At 62.9% G+C, this 22,309-nt stretch carries 23 protein-coding genes; 17 read left to right on the top strand and 6 right to left on the bottom strand.

Features of this window, described 5'->3' with window-relative positions:
• Nucleotides 1–61: 61 nt before the first annotated feature.
• Nucleotides 62–526, top strand: a complete 465-nt coding sequence (locus GJ699_RS24685) for a cytochrome P460 family protein (protein WP_371867666.1) — start codon at nt 62–64, stop codon at nt 524–526.
• Nucleotides 527–595: 69 nt separating this feature from the next.
• A complete protein-coding gene (locus tag GJ699_RS24680; protein ID WP_154381350.1) occupies nt 596–3,658 on the top strand; it encodes a sensor histidine kinase in 3,063 nt (1,020 codons plus the stop codon).
• 13 nt (nt 3,659–3,671) lie between these two features.
• Here GJ699_RS24680 and GJ699_RS24675 read toward each other — a convergent pair whose 3' ends face one another.
• Nucleotides 3,672–4,307 carry a response regulator gene (locus tag GJ699_RS24675; RefSeq protein WP_267877740.1) on the bottom strand — a complete coding sequence of 212 codons (636 nt, stop codon included), beginning with the start codon at nt 4,305–4,307 and terminating at the stop codon, nt 3,672–3,674.
• A 202-nt stretch (nt 4,308–4,509) separates the two neighbouring features.
• On the opposite strand from GJ699_RS24675, the gene GJ699_RS24670 reads away from it, so the two are divergent.
• From GJ699_RS24670 to GJ699_RS24640, 7 genes are all read left to right on the top strand, one after another.
• Nucleotides 4,510–4,806, top strand: coding sequence for a BufA1 family periplasmic bufferin-type metallophore (locus GJ699_RS24670; RefSeq protein ID WP_154381346.1), 297 nt, complete (start codon nt 4,510–4,512; stop codon nt 4,804–4,806).
• An 8-nt stretch (nt 4,807–4,814) separates the two neighbouring features.
• Nucleotides 4,815–5,576, top strand: a complete 762-nt coding sequence (locus GJ699_RS24665; RefSeq protein WP_154381344.1) for an HvfC/BufC N-terminal domain-containing protein — start codon at nt 4,815–4,817, stop codon at nt 5,574–5,576.
• Nucleotides 5,573–6,055: a DoxX family protein gene (locus tag GJ699_RS24660; protein ID WP_154381343.1), complete on the top strand. Its 483-nt coding sequence runs from the start codon at nt 5,573–5,575 to the stop codon at nt 6,053–6,055. The genes GJ699_RS24665 and GJ699_RS24660 overlap by 4 nt, the downstream gene beginning before the upstream one ends.
• A complete protein-coding gene (locus tag GJ699_RS24655; protein ID WP_154381341.1) occupies nt 6,052–6,801 on the top strand; it encodes an alpha/beta fold hydrolase in 750 nt (249 codons plus the stop codon). Before GJ699_RS24660 ends, GJ699_RS24655 begins: the two co-directional genes overlap by 4 nt.
• A 25-nt stretch (nt 6,802–6,826) precedes the next feature.
• On the top strand, nt 6,827–7,117 hold the full coding sequence (bufA2, locus tag GJ699_RS24650; protein WP_154381339.1) for a BufA2 family periplasmic bufferin-type metallophore: 291 nt from the start codon (nt 6,827–6,829) through the stop codon (nt 7,115–7,117).
• Between the two features lie 66 nt (nt 7,118–7,183).
• Entirely contained in the window at nt 7,184–8,017 is an 834-nt protein-coding gene (gene bufB, locus GJ699_RS24645; RefSeq protein WP_154381337.1) for an MNIO family bufferin maturase, read from the top strand.
• Nucleotides 8,014–9,042, top strand: coding sequence for an alpha/beta fold hydrolase (locus GJ699_RS24640; RefSeq protein WP_154381335.1), 1,029 nt, complete (start codon nt 8,014–8,016; stop codon nt 9,040–9,042). The genes bufB and GJ699_RS24640 overlap by 4 nt, the downstream gene beginning before the upstream one ends.
• 12 nt (nt 9,043–9,054) lie before the next feature.
• Here GJ699_RS24640 and GJ699_RS24635 read toward each other — a convergent pair whose 3' ends face one another.
• A complete protein-coding gene (locus GJ699_RS24635; RefSeq protein WP_154381333.1) occupies nt 9,055–9,414 on the bottom strand; it encodes a hypothetical protein in 360 nt (119 codons plus the stop codon).
• Between the two features lie 155 nt (nt 9,415–9,569).
• Here GJ699_RS24635 and GJ699_RS24630 point away from each other — a divergent pair, with 155 nt between their 5' ends.
• The 3 genes from GJ699_RS24630 to dbpA all read left to right on the top strand — a co-directional run bounded on the left by GJ699_RS24630 (nt 9,570) and on the right by dbpA (nt 13,062).
• Complete coding sequence (locus tag GJ699_RS24630; RefSeq protein ID WP_371867657.1) at nt 9,570–11,234, top strand: acid phosphatase; 1,665 nt, start codon at nt 9,570–9,572, stop codon at nt 11,232–11,234.
• Nucleotides 11,235–11,317: 83 nt separating this feature from the next.
• The gene (locus GJ699_RS24625; protein WP_154381329.1) at nt 11,318–11,542 is read left to right on the top strand and encodes a hypothetical protein; all 225 of its coding nucleotides are present in this window, start codon (nt 11,318–11,320) and stop codon (nt 11,540–11,542) included.
• A gap of 107 nt (nt 11,543–11,649) precedes the next feature.
• The gene (gene dbpA, locus GJ699_RS24620; RefSeq protein ID WP_154381327.1) at nt 11,650–13,062 is read left to right on the top strand and encodes an ATP-dependent RNA helicase DbpA; all 1,413 of its coding nucleotides are present in this window, start codon (nt 11,650–11,652) and stop codon (nt 13,060–13,062) included.
• 3 nt (nt 13,063–13,065) lie between these two features.
• Here dbpA and GJ699_RS24615 read toward each other — a convergent pair whose 3' ends face one another.
• The gene (locus tag GJ699_RS24615) at nt 13,066–14,217 is read right to left on the bottom strand and encodes an MFS transporter (RefSeq protein WP_154381529.1); all 1,152 of its coding nucleotides are present in this window, start codon (nt 14,215–14,217) and stop codon (nt 13,066–13,068) included.
• A 125-nt stretch (nt 14,218–14,342) separates the two neighbouring features.
• On the opposite strand from GJ699_RS24615, the gene GJ699_RS24610 reads away from it, so the two are divergent.
• Nucleotides 14,343–15,152, top strand: coding sequence for an AraC family transcriptional regulator (locus tag GJ699_RS24610; RefSeq protein WP_154381325.1), 810 nt, complete (start codon nt 14,343–14,345; stop codon nt 15,150–15,152).
• Here the strand turns inward: GJ699_RS24610 and GJ699_RS24605 are convergent.
• Together GJ699_RS24605 and GJ699_RS24600 are read right to left on the bottom strand one after the other, a co-directional pair.
• Nucleotides 15,133–16,623: a sensor histidine kinase gene (locus GJ699_RS24605; RefSeq protein ID WP_154381323.1), complete on the bottom strand. Its 1,491-nt coding sequence runs from the start codon at nt 16,621–16,623 to the stop codon at nt 15,133–15,135. The two genes, GJ699_RS24610 and GJ699_RS24605, sit on opposite strands and share 20 nt — an antisense overlap.
• Nucleotides 16,620–17,333 (bottom strand): response regulator transcription factor, encoded by a 714-nt coding sequence (locus GJ699_RS24600; protein ID WP_154381321.1) that lies wholly within the window; start codon nt 17,331–17,333, stop codon nt 16,620–16,622. Before GJ699_RS24600 ends, GJ699_RS24605 begins: the two co-directional genes overlap by 4 nt.
• A gap of 122 nt (nt 17,334–17,455) precedes the next feature.
• On the opposite strand from GJ699_RS24600, the gene msrB reads away from it, so the two are divergent.
• From msrB to msrA, 3 genes are read left to right on the top strand one after another with little or no spacing between them, the layout of a single operon-like run.
• Entirely contained in the window at nt 17,456–17,941 is a 486-nt protein-coding gene (msrB, locus tag GJ699_RS24595) for a peptide-methionine (R)-S-oxide reductase MsrB (protein WP_154381319.1), read from the top strand.
• A gap of 12 nt (nt 17,942–17,953) precedes the next feature.
• Complete coding sequence (locus tag GJ699_RS24590; RefSeq protein ID WP_154381317.1) at nt 17,954–19,879, top strand: cytochrome c biogenesis protein DipZ; 1,926 nt, start codon at nt 17,954–17,956, stop codon at nt 19,877–19,879.
• A 13-nt stretch (nt 19,880–19,892) separates the two neighbouring features.
• Nucleotides 19,893–20,591, top strand: coding sequence for a peptide-methionine (S)-S-oxide reductase MsrA (gene msrA / locus GJ699_RS24585; RefSeq protein ID WP_154381315.1), 699 nt, complete (start codon nt 19,893–19,895; stop codon nt 20,589–20,591).
• Here msrA and GJ699_RS24580 read toward each other — a convergent pair whose 3' ends face one another.
• Nucleotides 20,592–21,572: an alpha/beta fold hydrolase gene (locus GJ699_RS24580; RefSeq protein ID WP_195763642.1), complete on the bottom strand. Its 981-nt coding sequence runs from the start codon at nt 21,570–21,572 to the stop codon at nt 20,592–20,594.
• Nucleotides 21,573–21,666: 94 nt separating this feature from the next.
• Here GJ699_RS24580 and GJ699_RS24575 point away from each other — a divergent pair, with 94 nt between their 5' ends.
• Complete coding sequence (locus tag GJ699_RS24575) at nt 21,667–22,296, top strand: hypothetical protein (RefSeq protein WP_154381311.1); 630 nt, start codon at nt 21,667–21,669, stop codon at nt 22,294–22,296.
• The last annotated feature ends 13 nt before the right edge of the window (nt 22,297–22,309 follow it).

Raw genomic sequence — 22,309 nt, 5'->3', positions numbered from 1 at the left:
CTGACGGTCAGTCGCCCCCGATGCCATCTACCTATCCGGAGGATTCCAATTGAAGTCAGTCATCTTATCCATCTTGCTTGCCGTCGCCGGCCTTGCTCAGGCAGCAGATAATGCGTCACCAATCTACGGCGTGACTTTGCCGGACGGTTACCGCAAGTGGGAATTCATCGCTCCCGCCCATGAAAGCCCGCCACTTGACGAGTTGCGCGTGGTGGTTGGCAATCCGATTGCCATCGCCGCCATCGAGAAAAATCAGCTGCCCTTCCCTGACGGCACCGTACTGGTCAAGCTGGCGTGGAAGCATGTGCAGTCGCCCGAGTCGCCGCCGGCCTTTGTGCCGGGTAAAGCGAGCACGGTGCAGGTGATGGTCAAGGATTCGAAAAAATATGCGTCCACCGGGGGCTGGGGCTTTGGCCGCTTCGTCAACGGCAGGCCGGCGGATGAAGCGCAGCATCAGACCTGCTGGGGCTGCCACCAGGCGCTGGTGAAGGACCATGACTTTGTGTTCACCCGTCTGGCGCCCTAACCATCCACGCACTTTGAGGCCGAGATTATTGTGCTATAGTCAAGTTTCCACACAGTACATCCCTATCAGATGAAGAATATCCGGTCCATACTCCGTGGACGTTGTCGCACGCTCTGCCTGCCCGCCTTCATCCTGATTCAAGTACTAATCACCGCAAATGCCTGGGCACTTGACCCGCTGGTCAACCTGCAGGATTACCGTCACGATACCTGGCGCAAAAAAGACGGCGCGCCAGGCAATCTTTCCAGCATGGTGCAAACCAGGGATGGTTGGCTGTGGCTGGGGAACTCCAACGGCCTCTACCGATTTGATGGACTGACCTTTGAACGCTTTGTCTCGCCAGCCGGCCGCAGGTTACGCGGGCTACGCATCAGCACCATGTATGCGGCCGAAAATGGCGACCTGTACGTCGCTTATTATGAAGGCGGTTTCGACCTCATCCGCAATGGCGAATTGCAGGTGTTGCCCAACGCCGATAAGGCACCGCCCGAAATCGTGTTTGCGCTCGCGCCGGACATCGACAATAGCGTCTGGGTGGCGACCACCAAAGGTCTGATGCGGTATGCCGACAACGGTTGGCAACGCAGCGCCGACGGTTGGGGGCTGCCGGCGAAGATGACCGAAGTCATCGTGCTGGATAACGCTGAATTATGGGCGCTGGTGACCGGAACCTGGTATCGATTTGACCGGACGAGCAAGCGCTTCCGCGCGACCGACAGACCGGCGGAAACCGATTTCTTTTACGCGCCGAACGGCGATCTGTGGCAAGTGGCGGGCGATGATGTGGTGCGGTTGCCGAAGGCACAGCGGGGTGTGCTGCGGCCAGGCTTTGCGGCGCACAGCAATGCCAACGCGTCGGGAAAAGCGATGTTCGATCGGGATGGAAACTTGTGGCTGCTCGCCAGTCCGAACGGCATCGCCCGTATCCGCAAACAGGACATTCCATCAAGCGACAAGTTCACGCCCTCAAAGTTACCGGCCCAACGTCTCGACCAGGCGTGGCAGTTAAGCAGCCTGACGACCGACAGCATGCTGGAAGACCGCGAGGGGAATATCTGGGTCGCGACCAGCACCGGCCTGGAGAAATTTTCGCATCAGAACATCCGCACGATGCCGCTGCCGGCGGACGCCAGTCTTGCGGTACCTGTCGCCGACTGGGCTGGCGACATCTGGATCAGTGCCGGAAATATGGAGCGGCCCTGGAACGTGTCGGCTGGCGCACGCCCGCCGCCTATCGTCAATATGGCGCACAGCGTTGCAGTGCGCGGCCATGGTGGCGCTTTCGTCACCAATACCCCGACCGCGATTGAACGCCGGTATGCCGATCACACCGAAGTGCTGCCGATGCCAAGCTGTGGCACCTCCAGCAAGGTCAGCGCCAACATTCTGGTCGAAGATAAAACCTCCACCTGGGTCACCGCGATGCCATGCGGGACTTACCGTTACGTAGATGGCAAATGGCATAACGCCAGCGAGTATGAGATGCCGCCAACCACACGCAACTATGCGGCGGCGGCCGATGGCGCGGTTTGGTTCATCACCCAGCAAGGAACCGCCTGGCGTTTTCAGAATGAACGCATGCAGCAGTTGGCAACCGCCGACGTCGGCGCGGCGCGCTTTATCGATGTCCAAAAAGATGTGCTGGTTTCAGGCTCTTCCGGCACCGCAGTGCTGAAGGGCTCGCGTTTCGAACGGCTGCGGGCACAAGATCCCGATGCCTTGCGCTATCTCGCCGGGATTATGATTACGGCCAACGGCGACCGCTGGCTGCACGGCCTGGCCGGATTAATGCTCGCGAAATCGGCCGACTGGGAAGCAAGCGTGCGCGATCCGCAGATTCCGCTACGCCTGGAAACGTTCGGCGCGCGCGATGGTTATCCCGGCGATGCGACGCTCAGTCTGGCTGCCAACGGTGCGATCGACAGCAAGGGCAAACTATGGTTCGTCGGCACCGAGGGGATCGGTGTGCTTGATCCCAACCAGCTGTACCGCAATACCGTCGCGCCGGTCGTCCAGATCACCAGCTTCAAGGCCGATGGCCGTCCGCTTCAGTTGGGCAACCAGCTGCACCTGGGAGACGCGGCATCCAAGGTTGAAATCCATTTCGCCGCGCTCAGCCTGACCGCGCCGGAACAGATGAAGATCCTGTATCGCCTGGAGGGCAATGAAAGCGAATGGCAGGATGCCGGGCGCATGCGGCAAGCCAGCTACACCAATCTGGCGCCCGGCAGCTATCGCTTTCATGTCAAGGCCGCCAACGCCGATGGCGTTTGGAGTGAACAGGACGCCGTCGTGAGGTTCGACCTGGCGCCACGCTTCACCCAGACCATCTGGTTTTATCTGCTGTGCGCTGCCGGCGTACTGGCGCTGGGATATTTGCTCTATGTGCTGCGCATGCGCCAGGTCGTCGGCCGTCTCAACGCTTTGCTTGGCGCCCGGTTAATGGAGCGTGAGCGCATCGCGCGCGCATTGCACGACAGTTGGCTTCAGGAGGTGCATGGACTGGTGCTGAATTTCTCCAACGTCAGCAACACCTTACCCGCCGAGAGCACGTCGCGGCAACGCATGGAAGAATTACTGCTCCGCGCCGATGGCGTGTTGATCAACGGACGCAGCGCGGTCATGGGCCTGCGCGCGGCGGCCGTCCGCAGCAGCGACATGGAGCGCGCGTTTGACAGTCTGGGCGAGCGATTGCAGCACGAGCATGGCCCCTTGTTCTCGTTACGGCTGCGGGGCGCGGTGCGTTTGCTGGACAACACCGCCTGGGAGGAGATTTACTTCATCGGATACGAAGCGCTGCAAAATGCCTATCGCCACGCCCAGGCGCAACGCGTCACCATGACGCTGGACTATGGGGTCGAGAAATTCACCCTGATGGTACGCGACGATGGTGGCGGCATGCCGCCGCAAGTGCTGCACGATGGCGCGCTTGAAGGCCACTTCGGCCTGGTCGGCATGCGCGAACGGGCCGAGATCGTGGGCGGGATAATCGAATTGCGCAGCCCGAACGCGCGGGGCACGGAGGTCTGCTTCAGCATACCGTCCGAGCAGGCATATGCGGTCGGCACCCAGGCCGGCTGGCTCGCCCGGCTGCGTGCCAGCTTGCGTGGACTATTACGGCGCGGTCGCTAAGCGCGCGCGGCGTTCACAGCCGCAAGCCCGGCGGCAGCCGGCCGCTGGCGCCCATGCTGATAATGCCGCGCTGCATCGCCAGCAGCACCGCATGGGTGCGGTCCTTGGCCTGCATCTTGGCCAGCACATTTCTCATGTGGGTCTTGATCGTGCCTTCCGACAGGCCCAACTTGTCGCCTATCTTCTGGTTGGTGTTGCCCACCGCCGCCAAGCGCAGCACTTCGATTTCGCGCGGGCTCAAGGCATCGGTATGCATCTGCTCCGCCAGTGCGCAAGCCACCGACGGCAAGATGCGGCGCCGTCCGGCGTGCACGCTGCGTATGGTTTCCTCCAGGTCGTGGCGTACCGCGCTCTTCAGCATATAACCGGCGGCGCCGGCACGGATCGCCTGCGATGCGTGGGCGTCGCCCTCATAGGTGGTCAGCACGATCACGCGCGCGCCCGGCGCCTGGCTGCGGATGGCGCTGATGGCGACGCTGCCATGCATATCCGGTAGCTGCAAATCCATCAGGGTGACGTCGGGCTTGAGCAGGCCATGTAGCTCGATCGCCTGCTGGCCGTTGCTGGCGCAGCCCACCAGCTGCATGCCATCCATGGCGTCCAGCGCACTCGCGACCCCATCCAAAAAGATAGGGTGATCATCTACCATCAGTACAGTGATTGGTGCAGACCTCATGTGCAGCTACCTTTCGCTAGAGGTGTAAAAGCGCTACTTTGCCACAGATCGCAAATCCCCTCACCTACCCGATCGGACGATAGAACGCTATCGATATGTGAGGATTCGGGATGTTCTTGCCGCTTTTACACTGTCCTCGCTGTCTTTTCTTCCACTCGACACCGAGGAGTACACCATGAAACATAGCAATACCGCCCTGGCCGCCGCTTTGGCCCTGTCCCTGGCCGCCCTGGCTGGCAGCACCCACGCCGCCGAAACCAAAGCGGAAGCCAAGGCCGAAGCCAAGAAGCCCACCGAGAAATGCTTTGGCGTCTCCAAGGCCGGCCAGAATGATTGCGCAGCTGGCGCCGGCACCAGCTGCGCCGGCACCGCCAAGAGCGACTACCAGGGCAATGCCTGGGTACTGGTCGACAAAGGCACTTGCACCAAGATCAAGACGCCAAAAGGCTTCGGTTCGCTGACGCCGCGCTAAGCATCGCGATGAAGCTGGCCGAATTACAACGCGATTTCGGCGCCTGGCTGGTGGCACCGGATGCTGCGCTTGCGCAGCGTCTGGGCCCGGATGCGCGGCTGGCGGTGTACCAGAACAATTACCGCAGTCAACTGACGGCTTGCCTGGAACATTCCTTCCCGCTGCTGCGCGGCTGGATGGGGTCCGACGCCTTTCTGGGCATGGCGGTACGCCACATCGATGCTTGCCCACCGCATGGCTGGACGCTGGACGCTTACGCCGACGGCTTCCACCAAACGCTGGAAGCAGCCTATCCCAACCATCCAGACCTACGCGAACTTGCCTGGATCGAGCACGCGCTGAACACCGCCTTCGTGGCGGCCGACGCCACGCCGGTCAGCGTCGATCAGCTGACCACGCTGGACTGGGACCATGCCGTGCTGCGGCTGACGCCGTCTTTGCAACTACGCGCGGCCACCACCAACGCTGAGGCGATCTGGAGCGCGCTGTGGGAACAGCGTCCGGCGCCGGAAGGCGAAATGCTCGCCACTCCGGGCGGCTACATCGTCTGGCGTCGCGGCAGCAACAGCATGCTGCGCATGGCCGAGGCGCTGGAGTACGCGGCACTGCTACAAGTAAGCCGCGACGGCCGCTTCTCCGCGCTGTGCGATTGGCTGGTGGAGCAATGCGGCGAGCAGGATGGCATCGCCCAAGCCGGCGCGCTATTCGCCCATTGGCTGGGCGCGGAATTAATCACCGGTATCGACACTCCGACACAAGGAACTTTATGAACACACTCAATCAGCATCACATCGCCCAGCCGCGCATCAGCGCCTGGTTGCGACGCGCACTGCCGGAAAACCTGCTGTTGCTGATCGCCCGCCTGGGCATAGGCGCGGTGTTCTTCCTGTCCGGCCGCACCAAGGTGGAAGGCTTCCTGACCATCAAGCCCACCACCTACGACCTGTTCCGCAGCGAATACGCACTGCCGCTGATCCCGCCCGAAATCGCGGCGCAGATGGCCACCGCCGCCGAGAACTTCCTGCCGATTCTACTGTTGCTGGGCCTGGCGACGCGACCGGCAGCGTTAGGCATGTTCTGCATGACGATGGTGATCGAGATCTTCGTCTACCCGGACGCCTGGCCGACGCACCTGAGCTGGGCCGGCCTGCTGCTGCCGCTGATCGCGCGTGGCGCCGGCGCCTGGTCGCTGGACCGCGTGCTGTGGCGCCGTTTTCAATCTTCCCACCCAACTGGAGTAAACCAATGAAACGCATCCGCACTCTGGCGGCCGCGCTGGCCCTGGCCAGCGCACCAGCCCTGCACGCCACCGCCGCCGAACCGGTCAAGAACATCGTCATCGTCAGCGGCTCCTTCGTTGACGGTTCCGGCTGGCGCGTGATCCATGACATCCTCACGCAGAAAGGCTACAAAGTCACCATCGCGGCCCAGCCGCACACCAGCCTGGACGACGATATCGCCGCCACCCGCGAAATCCTGGATCAGCAAATCGGGCCGGTGGTGCTGGTGGGCCACAGCTCGGGCGGCGCGGTGATTTCCGCCGCCGGTGAACGCGACAAGGTGAAAGCCCTGGTCTACGTGTCGGCGCTGCTGCCGGACGTCGGTGAAAGCCTGGCGCAGGTGATCGGCTCGATGCCGTCGCCAAGCAATAGCGTGAAGCCGACCCAGGATGGTCATCTGTTCGTCGATCCGGCGCAGTTCCATGCCGACGTCGGCGCCGACCTGCCGGAAAACCGCACCAACTATATGGCGATCTCGCAAGTGCCCGCCACCATCGCCACCTTCAACACGCAGATCTGGGCCGCCGCCTGGCACCACAAACCCAACTACGCGATCTTGTCCACCGACGACCGTGCCCTGAGTCCGGACCTGCAGCGCTGGATGTACCAGCGCGCCGGCGCCAAGGTCACCGAAGTCAAGGGCAGCCACCTGACCTACATCTCGCAACCGGACCAGGTGGCGAAGGTGATTGAAGACGCGACTTACATCCGCTAATTATTTTTCAACCAAGGAGAACACCATGACTCAGAACACCACTTCCCGTTCCGCCCGCGCCGCCGCTTCGATGCTGCTGGCCCTCAGCGCCCTCGGTGCAGCCGCGCACGTCGACGCCGCCGACAAACCGGCCGCCGCCGCCGAGCCCAAAGGCCGCTGCTACGGCATCAACACCTGCAAGGGCACCAGCCTGTGCGCCACCGCCAAGAACGATTGCAAAGGCTTGAACAACTGCAAAGGTGAAGGCGTCCTGGTCAAGACCAAGAGCGAGTGCCTGGCCGCCGGCGGCACGCTGACCGAGCCGAAGAAAAAATAACTCCCACGTCCGCCCGGTCCGCAAGCATGTGCGCCGGGCGGTTCCTCATTTTTCCAAGACCACGCGATGAGCACCTTTTCCGGTTTCGGCCTCGGCCTGCGCAAGGAGCACTACAGTGACTTCCTGAACGCGCAGACGCCGGTGGCGGTTGATTTTATCGAAGTCATTTCCGAGAATTTCATGGTGGCTGGCGGTCAGCCGCGCCATATCCTGCGCCAGGTGCGCGAGCGCCATCCGGTGGCACTGCACGGCGTGTCGATGTCGATCGGCTCGGCCGACGGCATCCGCGCCGACTACCTGCAGCGATTGCGCGCGCTAGTCGACGAGATCGAGCCGCTGTTCGTTTCGGACCACCTCAGCTGGTCGCGCATCAACAACTTCAACTCGCACGACTTGCTGCCCCTGCCCTACACGCAGGAGGCACTGAACATCGTCTGTAACAATATCGACCGCGCCCAGCAAGCGCTGGGGCGAACCATGCTGTTTGAAAATCCGTCCAGCTACCTGTTGTTTGAGCCAGCCGAGATGAGCGAATGGGAATTCCTTGCCGCCATGTGTCAACGCACCGGCTGTAATCTGCTGCTGGACGTGAACAATATGTATGTCAGCGCCATCAACCACGGCTATCAGCTCAACGATTACCTGAACGGCCTGCCGTTCGAGCGCGTGCGGCAAATCCATCTGGCCGGCCACACCCCCGGCGAGATTCTGATCGACACGCACGACCAAAGCGTGAGTCCCGCCGTGTGGGCTTTGTACGCGCAAGTGATGACGCTGGTCGGACCAGTCGCCACCATGATCGAACGCGACGCCGACATTCCCCCTTTAGCCGAGCTGATGCGCGAACTGGACATAGCGCGTCGGCTGGCGCCCTCATCATCAGAAGGAATTCCTGTATGAACACATTGAAACGCCGCCGCTTCCTGCTGGGCGCGGCCGCTGGTGCCGCTGCGGGCTTATCGCTGGACAGCCTGGCCCTGGCGGCCGTGACACCTCCCGCGTCGAAAAAACTGGTCGTCATGCCGACCAAGCAAGTCGAAGCCGGCGTGCTGGAGGTGGGCTATCACGAAGCGGGACCGGAAGACGGCCATCCCATCATACTGTTGCACGGCTTCCCATACGACATCCACAGTTTTGTTGAGGTGGTTCCCAAGCTTGCCAAGCAAGGCTACCGCGTCATCGTGCCGCACCTGCGCGGCCACGGCAGCACCCGTTTCCTTGACGATGCCACGCCGCGCTCGGGCCAGCAAGCCGCCATCGGCCAGGACTTGATCGACTTGATGGACGCGCTGCACATCCCGGAAGCAGTGCTGGCCGGCTACGACTGGGGCGGCCGCGCCGCTTGCGTCGCGGCCGCGCTCAAGCCCAGCCGCTGCGTCGGCCTGGTCTCGGTCAACAGCTATCTGATCCAGGACATCAGCAAGGCCAACCTGCCGGCGCCGGCGTCGGTGGAAGCCGGTTTCTGGTATCAGTTTTACTTCCTGACCGAGCGCGGCCGCGCCGGCCTGAGCGCCAACCGCAAGGACATCGGCCACATCATGTGGAAAGGGAATTCGCCAACCTGGCATTTCGACGAGCCGACCTTCAACCGCTCGGCGCAAGCCTGGGACAATCCGGACTATGTGGAGGTGGTGCTGCATTCCTACCGCCACCGTCTCGGCCACGCGCCGGGCTATCCCGATTATGAAGAGACCGAAGCCTTCCTCGCCACGCTGCCCAAGATTGCCGCGCCCACCATCACCATCGATGGCACGGCCGATGGCGTGATCAAGGCCACCGACGGCACCGCCTCCGCCGCCAAGTTCAGCGGGCCACGCCAGCACCGGCAGCTTGCCGGCGTCGGCCACAACCCGCCACAGGAAGCGCCGCAAGCGTTTGCGGATGCCGTGCTGGAACTGGCGCGCAAGGGCAAATGGCGCACCTGATGCTGGGCCGGACTAGGGCTTGCTATCGCTGTTGGCCGGGGCGCGCCAGGTTTGGGTCTGGCCCATCACGCGGGAGCCAACGAAGCCGTCCTTGCTCAACTGACCTCCAACGCCGAAACTGAGGGCGCAGTTGTAGTTTTCGCGGTCTTCGCGGACGCCAAGATTGCGGTTCCAGGCGTCGCGCTGCGGTTCGGTGCGGCGCAATTCTTCGCGCAAGCCGCCCGCTGCCGGCTTTTCTTCGGGCGCGGCGGCCGCCAATGTTTTGAGCGATACGCCACTCGCGCCGCACAAGCCATTTGCGCAAGCGTTCTCGGCCGGCGCCGCCCAGGCGGGCAGCGTCAGGCTCAATGCAATCAGGTAAAGAATTTTCATCACGGACTCCTTTAGTGCGTTAAAAGCACGATAACACTCATGCGATTATATCGCAATCGATAAATATTTTCGCCAAGTGAATCTGGTTTCAGCGCATACCCAATCCTCTGCAAAGCTGTCACAATTGGATTTTTAGTTTTCCCAGAGAGGCCCGCGTGAAGGATCAAGAACAGCTAGCAGAACAACAGGCACACGATGATGCCCCAGCCAATCCTTCGCGCCGCCGCATCTTCCAGGCAGCCGGCGCCGCCGGCCTGGCCACCACGCTGCCAACGCTGGCCGAAGCCGCGCCAGCCAAGCCCGCAGCGACAGGCTCGCTGGACGAGAAGATCAAAGCCAACATCAAGAACGTGGTGGTGATCTATCTGGAAAACCGCAGCTTCAACAACCTGTTCTCCAACTTCCCCGGCACCGCCAACCCGCTGTCGTCGGCGCCGGCCAGCGCCTGCGTGCAGCGCGACCGCGATGGCTCGGTGCTGCCGGCGCTGCCCAAGGTATGGGGCGGCATCGTGCCCAATACCCAGGACATCGGCGGTAAACAATACGTACTCAAAGAGGACGACATCAAAGGTCTGCCAAATGGCCCGTTCAAGCTGGTCGACACCGAAGGCAAACCGCTGCCGGAGGGCTTGATCACGCGCGACCTGTGGCACGTGTTCTATCAAAACCAGCTGCAGATCAACGGCGGCAAGAACGATGGCTTCGTGGCCTGGGGCGACTCCGGCGGTCTGGTGATGGGCCACTACGGCGAAACCAGCAAGAACCTCGGCCTGTGGAAGATCGCTGAACAGTACACGCTGTGCGATAACTTCTTCATGGCGGCCTTCGGCGGCTCTTACCTGAACCACCAGTTCCTGATCTCCGGCCGCGTGCCGGAATACTTCAACGCCAAGGACACTGCGGCCAAAAAGAAAATCGCGGTGCTGGACGACGGCCCGACCGGCATTCGCCTGTCGGTAGCCAAGGAATCGCCGGCATCGGCCATGGACGGCAAGCCGCACTTCGTCAACAACGGCGCCATCACGCCGGACGGTTACGCGGTCAACACCATGGCCCCGCCCTACCAGCCGAGCTACATCCGCGCGGCCTATGACGGCGATCCGCTGCACGCCGATCCGAAAGACGCCAGCACGCTGCCGCCGCAAACCTATGACACCATCGGTGATCTGCTGTCGCGCAAAAAGATCAGCTGGGCGTGGTACGGCGGCGCGTGGCAGGCCGCGCTGGACGCGCGCGGCGGTGGCGAGAAGCCTAACTTCCAGTACCACCACCAGCCATTCAACTACTTCCAGCAGTTCGCACCGGGCACCAAGGCGCGCGAAGAGCATCTGCGCGACGGTGGCCTGGGCGATAGCCCGATCTCGAATAAATTCATCGCCGACGCGGTGGCCGGCAAGCTGCCGGCCGTGGCGTTCTACAAGCCGCAGGGGAATCTGAACCTGCACGCCGGCTATTCGGACATCGAATCCGGCGACGCCCACATCACCAACGTGATCGAGCACTTGAAGAAGTCCCCACAGTTCAAGAACATGCTGGTGGTGATCACCTTCGACGAAAACGGTGGCTGGTGGGATCACGTGGCGCCGCCCAAGGGCGACCGCTGGGGTCCGGGTTCGCGCATTCCGGCCATCGTCATCTCGCCGTATGCGAAGAAGGGCCATGTCGACCACAGCTTCTACGACACCACCTCCATCATGCGCTTCATCAGCCGCCTGCACGACCTGCCGTTGCTGGAGGGTCTGAAGCACCGCAATGAAGCCTTCGCCGCCCGCCACGCCTCGCCTCCGGGCGATCTGACCGGGGCGCTGAGCTTCCGTTGAGTTTGCGCTTTGTGTTACACTGCGCGCATTAAGTAATACTAACGAAGCCCGACTAACACAGCCGGGCTTTTGTTTTTTGCCCAATGAGAGATAAAAAAGATAACGCTACGTTCGACCTGCCCGGCTTTGAACCGGCCGCGCCGCTCGAACCGGAAGCAAAGCGTCCGCCGCCGCCGCGCGCCCGGCGTCCCTCGCTCAAGCAAGAGCAAATGCTGCTGCTGGAGCCAACCGACACCACCGGGCTGCCGATCTGGGTCCGCGACGATAATCTCGACCTGACCGGTCTGCCGATCTGGAAGCGTGACTGATACGGCACAGCAGCCGTACAGCTTCCACACACCACCAGCACAGTGGGCCAGGCTACCATTAGCCTGTTAGACTGTGCCCACATCCTTTTATAACAGGGTCCGCCACCATGACTTCCACCTCCTTCGCCAGCCTGCCGCTGAATCCCGACTTTTTGGCCAACCTCGACTCGCTCGGCTACAAGGAGATGACCACGATCCAGGCGCAAAGCCTGCCGTCGGTGCTGGAAGGCCGCGACCTGATCGCCCAGGCCAAGACCGGCAGCGGCAAAACCGCCGCTTTTGGCATCGGCATTCTGGCCAAGCTGAATCCGGCCTGGTTTGCGGTGCAGGCGCTGGTGCTGTGTCCTACCCGCGAACTGGCCGACCAGGTGGCCAACGAATTGCGCCGGCTGGCGCGTTCCACCGGGAACGTCAAGGTGCTGGTGCTGACCGGCGGTTCGCCGATGCGGCCGCAGATCGCTTCGCTGGAACACGGCGCCCACATCATCGTCGGCACCCCGGGCCGCGTGCGCGACCACCTGGGCCGCAACACGCTGGACCTGTCCAAGGTGAGCACCCTGGTGCTGGACGAGGCGGACCGCATGACCGACATGGGCTTTTACGATGAAATCGCCGGCATCGTCAGCGCCTGCCCGAAACGCCGTCAGACCTTGCTGTTCTCGGCCACCTACCCGGACGATATCCGCCGCGCCACCGACGACTTCCTGGCCGATCCGGTCGAAGTCACGGTCGAAGCGCAGCATGACAACAGCAAGATCGAACAGCTGTTCTTCGAAATCGGCTTCGACCAGCGTAACAGCGCCGTGGCGCGTCTGCTGGGCCACTACAAGCCGGTATCGGCCATCGCCTTCTGCAACACCAAGGTACAGTGCCGCGAACTGGTGGAATCGCTGCGCGAACAAGGCTTCTCCGCACTGGCACTGTACGGCGAACTGGAACAACGTGAGCGCGACGAGATACTGATCCTGTTTGCCAACCGTAGCTGTTCTGTACTGGTGGCCACCGACGTCGCCGCGCGCGGCCTGGATATCCCGAATCTGGAAGCGGTGATCAACGTCGACGTCTCCAAGGACACCGAGGTCCACATCCACCGTGTCGGCCGCACCGGCCGTGGTGGTGAAAGCGGCATGGCGCTGTCGCTGTGCGCGCCGAACGAGAAGAAGTGGGTCAAGCTGATCGAGGAATATCAGGGCCAGCCGGTCGAATGGTACGACCTGGATAGCCTGGATGAGGAAGGCCATTACGCCGTCGATCCGGCGCCGATGATGACGCTGGTGATCTCCGGCGGCAAAAAGGACAAGGTACGCCCAGGCGACGTGCTGGGCGCCCTGACCGGCGACGCGGGCCTGACCAAGGAACACGTGGGCAAGATCAACGTGACCGAATTCCAGACCTACGTCGCCATCGACCGCCGCGTCGCTTACGATGCCTTTGATAACCTCAGCAAAGGCAATCCGCTGGGCGGCGACTTTGGCACCATCAAAGGCCGCAACTTCAAAATGCGCTTTATCGACGCCTGATGCTTATTTGTGCTGCTGCTCGATATGCGGCAGCAGCACCGTCAGGATGCCCAGCAGCGGCAGGTAGGAACACAGGTTGTAGACATAGCCGATGCCGTTGATGTCGGCCAGATGGCCCATCGCCGCCGCGCCGATGCCGCTGACGCCAAACATCAGACCAAAGAAGATCCCCGCCACCATGCCCACCTTGCCCGGCATGAGTTCCTGCGCAAACACCACGATGGCGGAAAACGCCGACGAAATCACAAAGCCGATCACCACGCTCAACACCGCGGTCCAGAACAGGCCAACGTAAGGCAGCGCCAGCGTGAACGGCGCCGCGCCCAGGATCGAGATCCAGATCACGCGCTTGCGGCCGATGCGGTCACCAATCGGGCCACCCATGAAGGTACCGGCCGCCACCGCCGCCAGGAACAGGAACAGATACATCTGCGCGTTCGACACCGACACGCCGAATTTGTCGATCAGGTAGAAGGTGTAGTAGCTGGTCAGGCTGGACATGTAGATGTATTTGGAGAAGACCAGCAGCGCCAGCACCGTCAGCGCGCCATACACGCGCCCCTTGGACAACGGCGAGGCCACAACGGCGGCCGCCTTCTTCGGCTGCGCCAGATGATGCGTATGCCAACGGCTCACGTACACCAGCACCGCGATCGCGGCCGCCACGCCCACCGCGAACCAGGCGATATTGCCCTGGCCACGGCCGATGATCACCGCCGCCGCCAGCACCGGACCAAGCGCCGAACCGGCGTTACCGCCCACCTGGAACAGCGATTGCGCGAAGCCGAAACGGCCGCCGGACGCCGCCCGCGCCACGCGCGAAGCCTCCGGGTGGAAAGTCGAGGAACCGACGCCGATCAGCGCCGCCGACACCAGCAGGCCGGGGAACGAAGACGCGAACGACATCATCAACACGCCGATCAGCGTGGCCACCATCCCCATCGGCAGCAGGAAAGGCATCGGGCGCTTGTCGGTGTAAAAGCCGATCCACGGCTGCAGCAGCGAGGCAGTGCACTGGAAGGTCAGCGTGATCAGGCCGACCTGGGTGAAGCTGAGGCCAAACTCGGACTTCAGCATCGGATAAATCGAAGGCAGCATAGCCTGGGTCAGATCGTTCAGCAGGTGAACCAGCGCGACCGCGCCAAGAATCTGCATAACGGTTTCGCCGTGAGGACGGCTGATAGCGGCAGTAGTCATGATGTTTAATCTTTATTTTGGGACGATTGAGTGTAATATGGTTGGCAAAGCTTGATATTCCAACTTTCGTCGAATAAGTGACAATGCCAACCCCACAACGCAGCATCGACCACCGCGACTATCAGCGCGTGCCGCGCGTGGTCACCGCCCTCGCCCGCGATGAGGAACACGGCGTCACCGCCAAGCCGCACAGTCACGAGCGCGCGCAGCTGCTGTACGCCACCCAGGGGCTAATGCGGGTGAAGACCGACTTCGGCATGTGGATACTGCCGCCGCGCCGCGCGCTGTGGATACCGTCCGGCGTGGTGCATCACTGGACTTCGATCAGCAAGGTCACCATGCGCACCATCTATGTCGAGGCGGCGGCGGCCAAGGCATTTGGCGACAGCTGCCGTGTGATCGAAGTCAGTCCGCTGTTGCGCGAATTGATTGTGGCGCTGCTGGAGGAGCCGATTGAATATCCGTTGCCCGGTCGTGGCGAGCATCTGGCGATGCTGATCCTGTCCGAACTGGCGGCTGCTGCGACGGTGCCGATCGCGATTCCCTGGCCGCGTGACCGGCGCCTGGTGGCGGTGTGCGAGGCCATCATGGCCGATCCGGGTAGCCCGCGCAATATCGAGCAGTGGGCGGATGACGTGGGCGCCAGCGCGCGCACGCTGATACGGCTATTCCCGAAAGAGACCGGGCTGCATTACCGCCAATGGGTGCAGCAGGTGCATCTGGCCGAAGCCTTCGGCCGGCTGGCGCAGGGTGACAGCGTGGGCGAGATCGCAGCGGCGCTGGGCTACGCCAGCCCGAGCGCGTTCAGCGCCATGTTCCGCCGCATCCTCGGCAAAACGCCGCAGCACTATCTGACCGAGTGGCGTCAGCCGCTTACGCAGCGTCCAGCGTAAAGCGGAACACCGCGCCCAGGCCAGGTTCGCTCACAAGGTCGATGCGGCTGCGATGCAGTTGCAGGATGCGGTTGACGGTCAACAGGCCCAAACCACCGATGCGGTATTCGCCCTGCAGTGCCACCGGACGGCGGAACAGATTGTCGCGCAGCGCGGCCGGCACGCCGGGGCCGGTGTCGCTGACCGTGACTTCCACCCTGCCCTGCGCCGCCGGCTGAACGGCGATTTCCACTTCGCCGCCGGACGGCGTGTGACGGATGGCGTTATCGAACAGATTGGTCAGCACCCGTTCGATCATGCCAAGGTCCGCGCGCACCATCGGCGCCGGATGCGGCAGCGTCGCCATCAGGCGCACCTGACGCTCGCTGGCCTGCAGTTCGAATTTCTGGAACACGTCCTGAATCAGGTCCGACAGCGAGAACGGCTCCAGCTCCGGCTGCACCGAGCCATGCTCCAGCCGCGCCAGTTCGAACAAGCCCTGCGCCAACCGGCCCACCTTACGGCTTTGCGATAGCGCGATCTCCAGATAGCGCTGACGCTCGGCCGCGTTCAGCGTGGCATCCTTCAGCGACAAGGTCTCCAGATAGCCATGCAGCGAGCCGAGTGGCGTGCGCAAGTCGTGCGAGATATTGGCCACTACTTCGCGCCGGTCGTTATCCAGCTGGCGCATGGTTTGCCATTGATCGTTGATGCGCTCCGCCATGTCGCCAAATGCCTGTTCCAGCACCGCGATTTCATCACGCGGACCGCCGGGATGCGGCGCCGGCAGCGTCAGTTGATCGGCGCGCGTGTCCACCTGCTGCATGGTGGCGGTGAGCTTGCGCAGCGGCCGCGTGATGAGGCGGAACGCGATCAAGCCGGCCACAAGCACCAGCGCCGCCACCACCGCCATCGACCACAAGGTGGTGCGCAGCACCGAGCTGGCGGTGGCGCGCGCCGCCAGCCTGTCATGCTCTTCGCTTTGCAGGATGACGTAGATATAGCCCACCTTCTGCTCACCGGAGCGCAGCACGGCGGCGCTGAACACCTTGCGACCGCGCTCGCTGCGCGGATCGTCGCCCTGGATAGGCAACGGCTCGTTATTCAGGAAGCGGTGGATGTATTCCAGGTTGACGTGGTCGCGCTTCAGGTGGCCCTGAGGCGCGGCGTGGCCGACGATGCGGCCGTCCATGTCGAGCAAATACACTTCCACACTGGGATTCACCGACATCAATTTGCTGAACAGGCGGCGCACTGCGGCCGGGCCGAGGCCATCGCTGGCCGCGCCTTGCGGCGCGCCGCTTTCTTCGTCGGCCTGCATCAGCTGCGCATCGAGGGCGATGCTGCGTGCCAGGTCGCGCGACAAGCCTTGCACCACTTCCTTCTCGTGCATGATGTTGGCGCGGATCTGCAGCCACGCGGACGCGCCGCAGCACACCAGCAGCAACAGGCAGAACGCCAGCGACAGCCGCTGCGACAGGGTCAGGTTCATGCGGCCGGCCCGCTTGCGTAACGGTAGCCCTTGCCCCACACCGTGAGAATACGCGCCGGATCGGCGGGATCGGATTCGATCTTGGCGCGCAGGCGGTTGATGTGGGTGTTGACCGTGTGTTCGTAGCCGTCATGCTGATAGCCCCACACCTGGTTCAACAGATCCAACCGCGAGAACACTTTTTCGGGATGCTTGAGGAAGAAGTACAGCAGATCGAATTCGCGTGGCGTCAGGTCCAGCAGGCTACCTTGCAGATGCGCCTGACGCGTCAGCGGATCGGCGCGTACGCCATGCAGTTCCAGCACGCCGGCCGCCGCGGCCTGGTTGCGTGACATGGCGGCGGCGCGGCGCAACAGCGCTTTCACGCGCGCCACCAGTTCCAGTACCGAGAATGGCTTGGGCAGGTAATCGTCCGCGCCCAGCTCCAGGCCGAGGATGCGGTGCACCTCGCTGGAACGCGCGCTGGTGATGATGATCGGCGTATAGGTGGTCATCGCGCGCGCCTGACGGCAGATCTCCAGGCCGTCCACGCCCGGCAGCATGATGTCGAGAATGAGCGCATCCCAGCCACCGGCGCGCACTTGGGCCAGCCCCTGCGTGCCGTCTGCACAATGGGTGACCTGATACCCCTCGTCCTGGAGGTGTAAGCGCAGCAGGTCTGCGATATGAATGTCATCTTCGACGATGAGGACTCGTTTTGCGGTTTCCATGTTCGGTATTGTGCAGGATTCCGGGGCTGAAAAGTATCACAATTAGTTTAAGTTTACGTGAGGATTTTGTCAGCATTGCGGGCGCAGAATGGTTCCATCGTTATTCCACTTTGGAGGCAACCATGACATCCCGACGTTCTTTCATGCTGACCAGCGGCGCCGCTCTGCTGGCCGGTCTCGCCTATCGCAGCACGATGGCCACACCGGCCGCCGCGTGGGAAGTCACCCATACCGACGCTGAATGGCGTTCGCTGCTGACGCCTGCCCAGTACGAGGTGCTGCGCAGGCATGGCACCGAGCGGCCATTCACCAGCCCTCTCTACAAGGAGCACCGCGCCGGCAAGTTCCAGTGCGCGGCTTGCCAGAATCCGCTGTTCTCGTCGAAGAACAAGTTCGATAGCGGCACCGGCTGGCCCAGTTTCTGGAAGCCGCTGGATCGCGGTGTGCTGACCAGCCGTACCACTTCGCTCGGCCTGTATGGCGTTGAGGTGCAATGCCGCCGCTGCGGCAGCCATCTGGGCGATGTGTTTGACGATGGTCCGGAGCCGACCGGTCTGCGCTACTGCATCGATGGTGTGGCGCTCAACTTTGTCCCTGGCGACGCTTAAGGAGAATCGATCATGTTACTGATACTGCTTTCCTATCTCGGCGGGGCGTTGACGATACTGAGTCCCTGCATTCTGCCGGTGCTGCCGTTTGTGTTTGCGCGGACCGGGCAGCCTTTTGTGCGTAGCGGTTTGCCGCTGTTGGTCGGCATGGCGCTGACGTTTGCGCTGGTGGCGACGCTGGCGGCGGTCGGTGGTGGCTGGGTGGTGCAGGCCAACCAGTATGGCCGCTGGATTGCGCTGGTGTTGATGGCGTTCTTTGGCGTGACCTTGATGCTGCCGCATCTGGCGGATCGTCTGACCAAGCCGTTGGTGGCGTTGGGCGATAAGTTGTCCAGCAAGGCGCAGGATGGCGATGCCTCTGCGGCTGGCGGTGCGCGTTCGTCGCTGCTGCTGGGCGTGGCCACCGGTTTGCTGTGGGCGCCGTGCGCGGGGCCGGTGTTGGGTCTGGTGTTGACCGGTGCGGCGCTGAATGGCGCCAGCGTGGGCACCACCTTGCTGTTGCTGGCCTATGCGGCGGGTGCGGCAACTTCGTTGGCGTTGGCGCTGCTCGTGGGTGGTAAGGTCTTCAGCGCGATGAAGCGTTCGCTGGGCGCGGGTGAGTGGATTCGTCGCGGTCTGGGCGTGTCCATGCTGGCTGGCGTGGCGGCGATTGCGACTGGTGCGGATACCGGCATCCTGACCCGCGTGTCGACCGTCGCCACGGCGGGCGTGGAGCAAAAGCTGATCGATACGTTGGCGCCGCGCGGCGAGCCGCAGCAGACCGACGCGCCAGCGGGCGGCGCGATGATGCGTAGCGCTGCCGCCGCACGCGATGAGGCTCAGGCCGACGCGCCGGCCGGTGGCGCGATGATGCGCAGCGCGGCGGCGGCGCGGGACGGTGCGGCTGATGCGCTGCGGCCAGCTGAAGGCGGCGGCCCCGCCATGATGTCCCGCGTCGCGCTGACGCAGGGCGCGGCCGGTCCTACACTGCCAGTCGAAGGCAAGCTGCCGTCGCTGAACGGCGCGGTGGAATGGCTGAACACCGCCCCGCTGACGGCCGAACAGCTGAAAGGCAAAGTGGTACTGGTCGATTTCTGGACCTACTCCTGCATCAACTGCCTGCGCAGCCTGCCCTACACCAAAGCCTGGGCCGACAAATACCGCGACCAGGGCCTGGTGGTGATCGGCGTACACGCCCCCGAATTCGCCTTCGAGCGCAACGTCAACAACGTGCGCAAAGCGGTGAAAGACCAGGGCATCACCTTCCCGGTCGCGATCGACAACGACTACGCCATCTGGCGCGCCTTCAACAACCAGTACTGGCCGGCGCACTACTTCATCGACGCTCAGGGCCGCATCCGCTACCACCACTTCGGTGAAGGCGAATATGCGCGCTCGGAACAGGTGATCCAGCAACTGCTGGAAGAAGCCGGCCACAAAAACGTCAGCAGCTCGGTGGTCAGCGCCGAAGACGCCAAAGGCATACAACAGCAGTCCGACATGGGCCAGGTCGGCTCGCCCGAAACCTATCTGGGCTACGAGCGCACCGAAAACTTCGCCTCGCCGGAACGCCAGGCCGCCAACGCCGCCCGCCAGTACACGGCGCCCGCCAAGCCAGCGCTCAACCAGTGGGGACTGGCCGGCAACTGGCTGTCGCAGCCAGAGCAAATCACGCTACAGCAGGCCAACGGCAGCATCGTCTACCGCTTCCATGCGCGTGACCTGCACCTGGTGCTCGGCCCGACCAAGGACGGCAAACCGGTGCGCTTCCGCGTCACCGTCGACGGCGCCGCGCCGGGCCAGAACCACGGCAGTGACGTGGCGGCCGATGGCAGCGGTGTGATCGACAGCCAGCGCCTGTATCAGCTGGTGCGTCAGTCCGGCAACGTGACTGATCACACCTTCAACATTGAATTCCTCGATCCCGGCGTACAAGCCTACGCCTTCACCTTCGGTTAATTGGAGAGCCAACATGAACAGCATCAGCAAAAAACTGGGCGGCGCGCTCGCCCTGCTTACCCTCGCCGCCTGCCAGCAGTCGGCCATATCGGCGGAATCCGCCGTGGTGATCGCCGCGCCGGCGGTCGACGAACCGGCGCGCACCGACCATAGCGCCACCGCCGTCTTTGCCGGCGGCTGCTTCTGGGGTGTACAGGGCGTGTTCCAGCACGTCAAAGGCGTGACCAGCGTGGTGTCCGGGTACACCGGCGGCGATGCCCGCAACGCCAGCTACGAAGCGGTAGAACGCGGCGACACCGGCCACGCGGAATCGGTGAAGATCACTTACGATCCGACGCAGATCAGCTACGGCAAGCTGCTGCAGGTGTTCTTCTCGGTGGCGCACGACCCCACGCTGCTGAACCGCCAGGGGCCGGACAGCGGCACCCAGTACCGCTCTGCGATCTTCCCGCAGTCGCCAGTACAGTTCAGCGTCGCGGAAAAATACATCGCCCAGCTGAACGCATCGCATGCATACAGCAAGCCGCTGGCGACGCGGATTGAAAACGGCAAGCAGTTCTACCCGGCCGAAGGCTATCACCAGAACTACCTGACGCTGCATCCGAACGATCCCTACATCGTCTTCAACGACCTGCCCAAAGTGGTCAACCTGAAGCGCATCGCACCCGACCTGTACCGGGCGGATGCGGTGCTGGTACGCCAGGCGATGTAATCAGCGAACCTGGTGCACCACTTCCAGCACGGCGCTGACCACCGCTTCAGGCTTCTCGCCTTGAATCACGTGGCCGGCGCCGGCCACCACCCGCTGCGAAGCGCGCGGCGACAGCTTGGTGAACTCTTTCTGGATCGCGAAATTCTCATCCTCGACCGTCTTGTTCAAGGCAGTCTGCGGTTCCCCCGGTATCGCATAAGGGCTCACGCCGCGCGTCAGCACCAGCACTGGAATATCACCAAACGGTCGGCGCAGTTTGCGCAACTGCTCATCGCTGGTGCCCATGGCGGCGTATTCGTCGACGTTGGCCTGCCAGTAGGACGCCTTGCGTTCAGACGCGAGTAAAGCGGCGCCCAGCTTGGGGCCGAAGGTCTGCAGCGGTTCACCTATACAGTTACGCTCTGCCTCGCTATCTGTATCGAAACCCTTGCGAGCGGCATCCAGACAGTAAGTGCCCTGCCCGGCCACCATGGCATAGATCTGCCGGATCTTGCCGCCGCTGGCGCGATCCAGGCGATCGGTTTCGTCTTCATGCTGCGCCTCGACCAGCACCAGCCCTTTTACCTGCTCGGGGTGGCGATAGGCATAGACCTGCACATTGGCGCCGCCCAGCGAATTGCCAACCAGGACGTAAGGCCCTTTTTCGCCTGCGGCGCTCAGCAGCTTATGCAAATCCGCCGCCACACCCTCCGCCGTATTTGGCTGCGTGGCCGGGTCGCTGAAACCGAAGCCGGCGCGGTCGAATACACAGGCACGCGTTTGCCGCGCAACTTCCGGCTGCACGCGATACCACGCCCATCCGGCATCGCCAGCGGCGGCGTCAAACACCACCGTTACAGCACCCTGGCCGCTGCAATACAGATTCATCTTGCGGCCGCCGCCCACGTCGATTAACTGATGCGGAACCGAGAATTCCGCGCCCTGTTGCGCCCACGCGCAAGCACTCACCGCCAACAAAGCGGCCCCGTAAACCATTTTCATCGTTTCTCCCGGTTCGAGCGCAGCAAGACGTGCGCTACGGTGTTGCATTCTAAACTACAATGACACTCCGTGGTATTTTCGACAAGGAATAACGATGGCAAACCGCGTTTATCTCAGCTCCACCGCTTTTACCCATCTGCCCACCGACGCCGAATTCGACGATTTCTCGCGCCATTCCGGCGCCGAATACGAGGCCAAGGCCAGCGTGCCACTGTTCTGGATGTGTCTATTTGCCGCCGGCGACATCCGCCAGGTGCCAGCCAACGCCGAAGACGGCGGCCGCGCCTATCCCTATCTGCTGTGCGCCAAGGAAGACGCGCTGCGCCGCCTGCACGCGCTGTCCGCGCCGATGGCCGCAGTAATGAACGAAGAACGCCACGAACTGTATGAAGACTGGCTGCACCGCGTGGAAAACGAGCCCTATTCCAATCTACTGGTGCGCACCATCGAACTCGATTGGATGTGTGAGGACGGCGAGCTGGAAGCCGATTTGCGCCAGACCATCCAGGATCTGGACCACCTGCGCGATCACGGCAAATTCCACCTCAGCCCCGCCATGCGCAACATCACGGGCCTGATCTACGGCGACAACCTGAACGTCTACCCCGGCCCCGCCTTCGCCGGTTTCTTCAGCGGTGCCGAAAACTGGCCGCCGCGCCTGACGCCTCCACCACCCGCAGCGCCTCCTCCCTCCCGTCCGCGCTGGATGTTCTGGAAGCGATGACGCATAATCACGC

Source organism: Duganella guangzhouensis (assembly GCF_009674535.1).
Classification (GTDB): Bacteria; Pseudomonadota; Gammaproteobacteria; order Burkholderiales; family Burkholderiaceae_D; genus Rugamonas; species Rugamonas guangzhouensis.
Note: the sequence above shows the minus strand (reverse complement) of the source record. Positions and strands in the feature narration are given on the sequence as shown.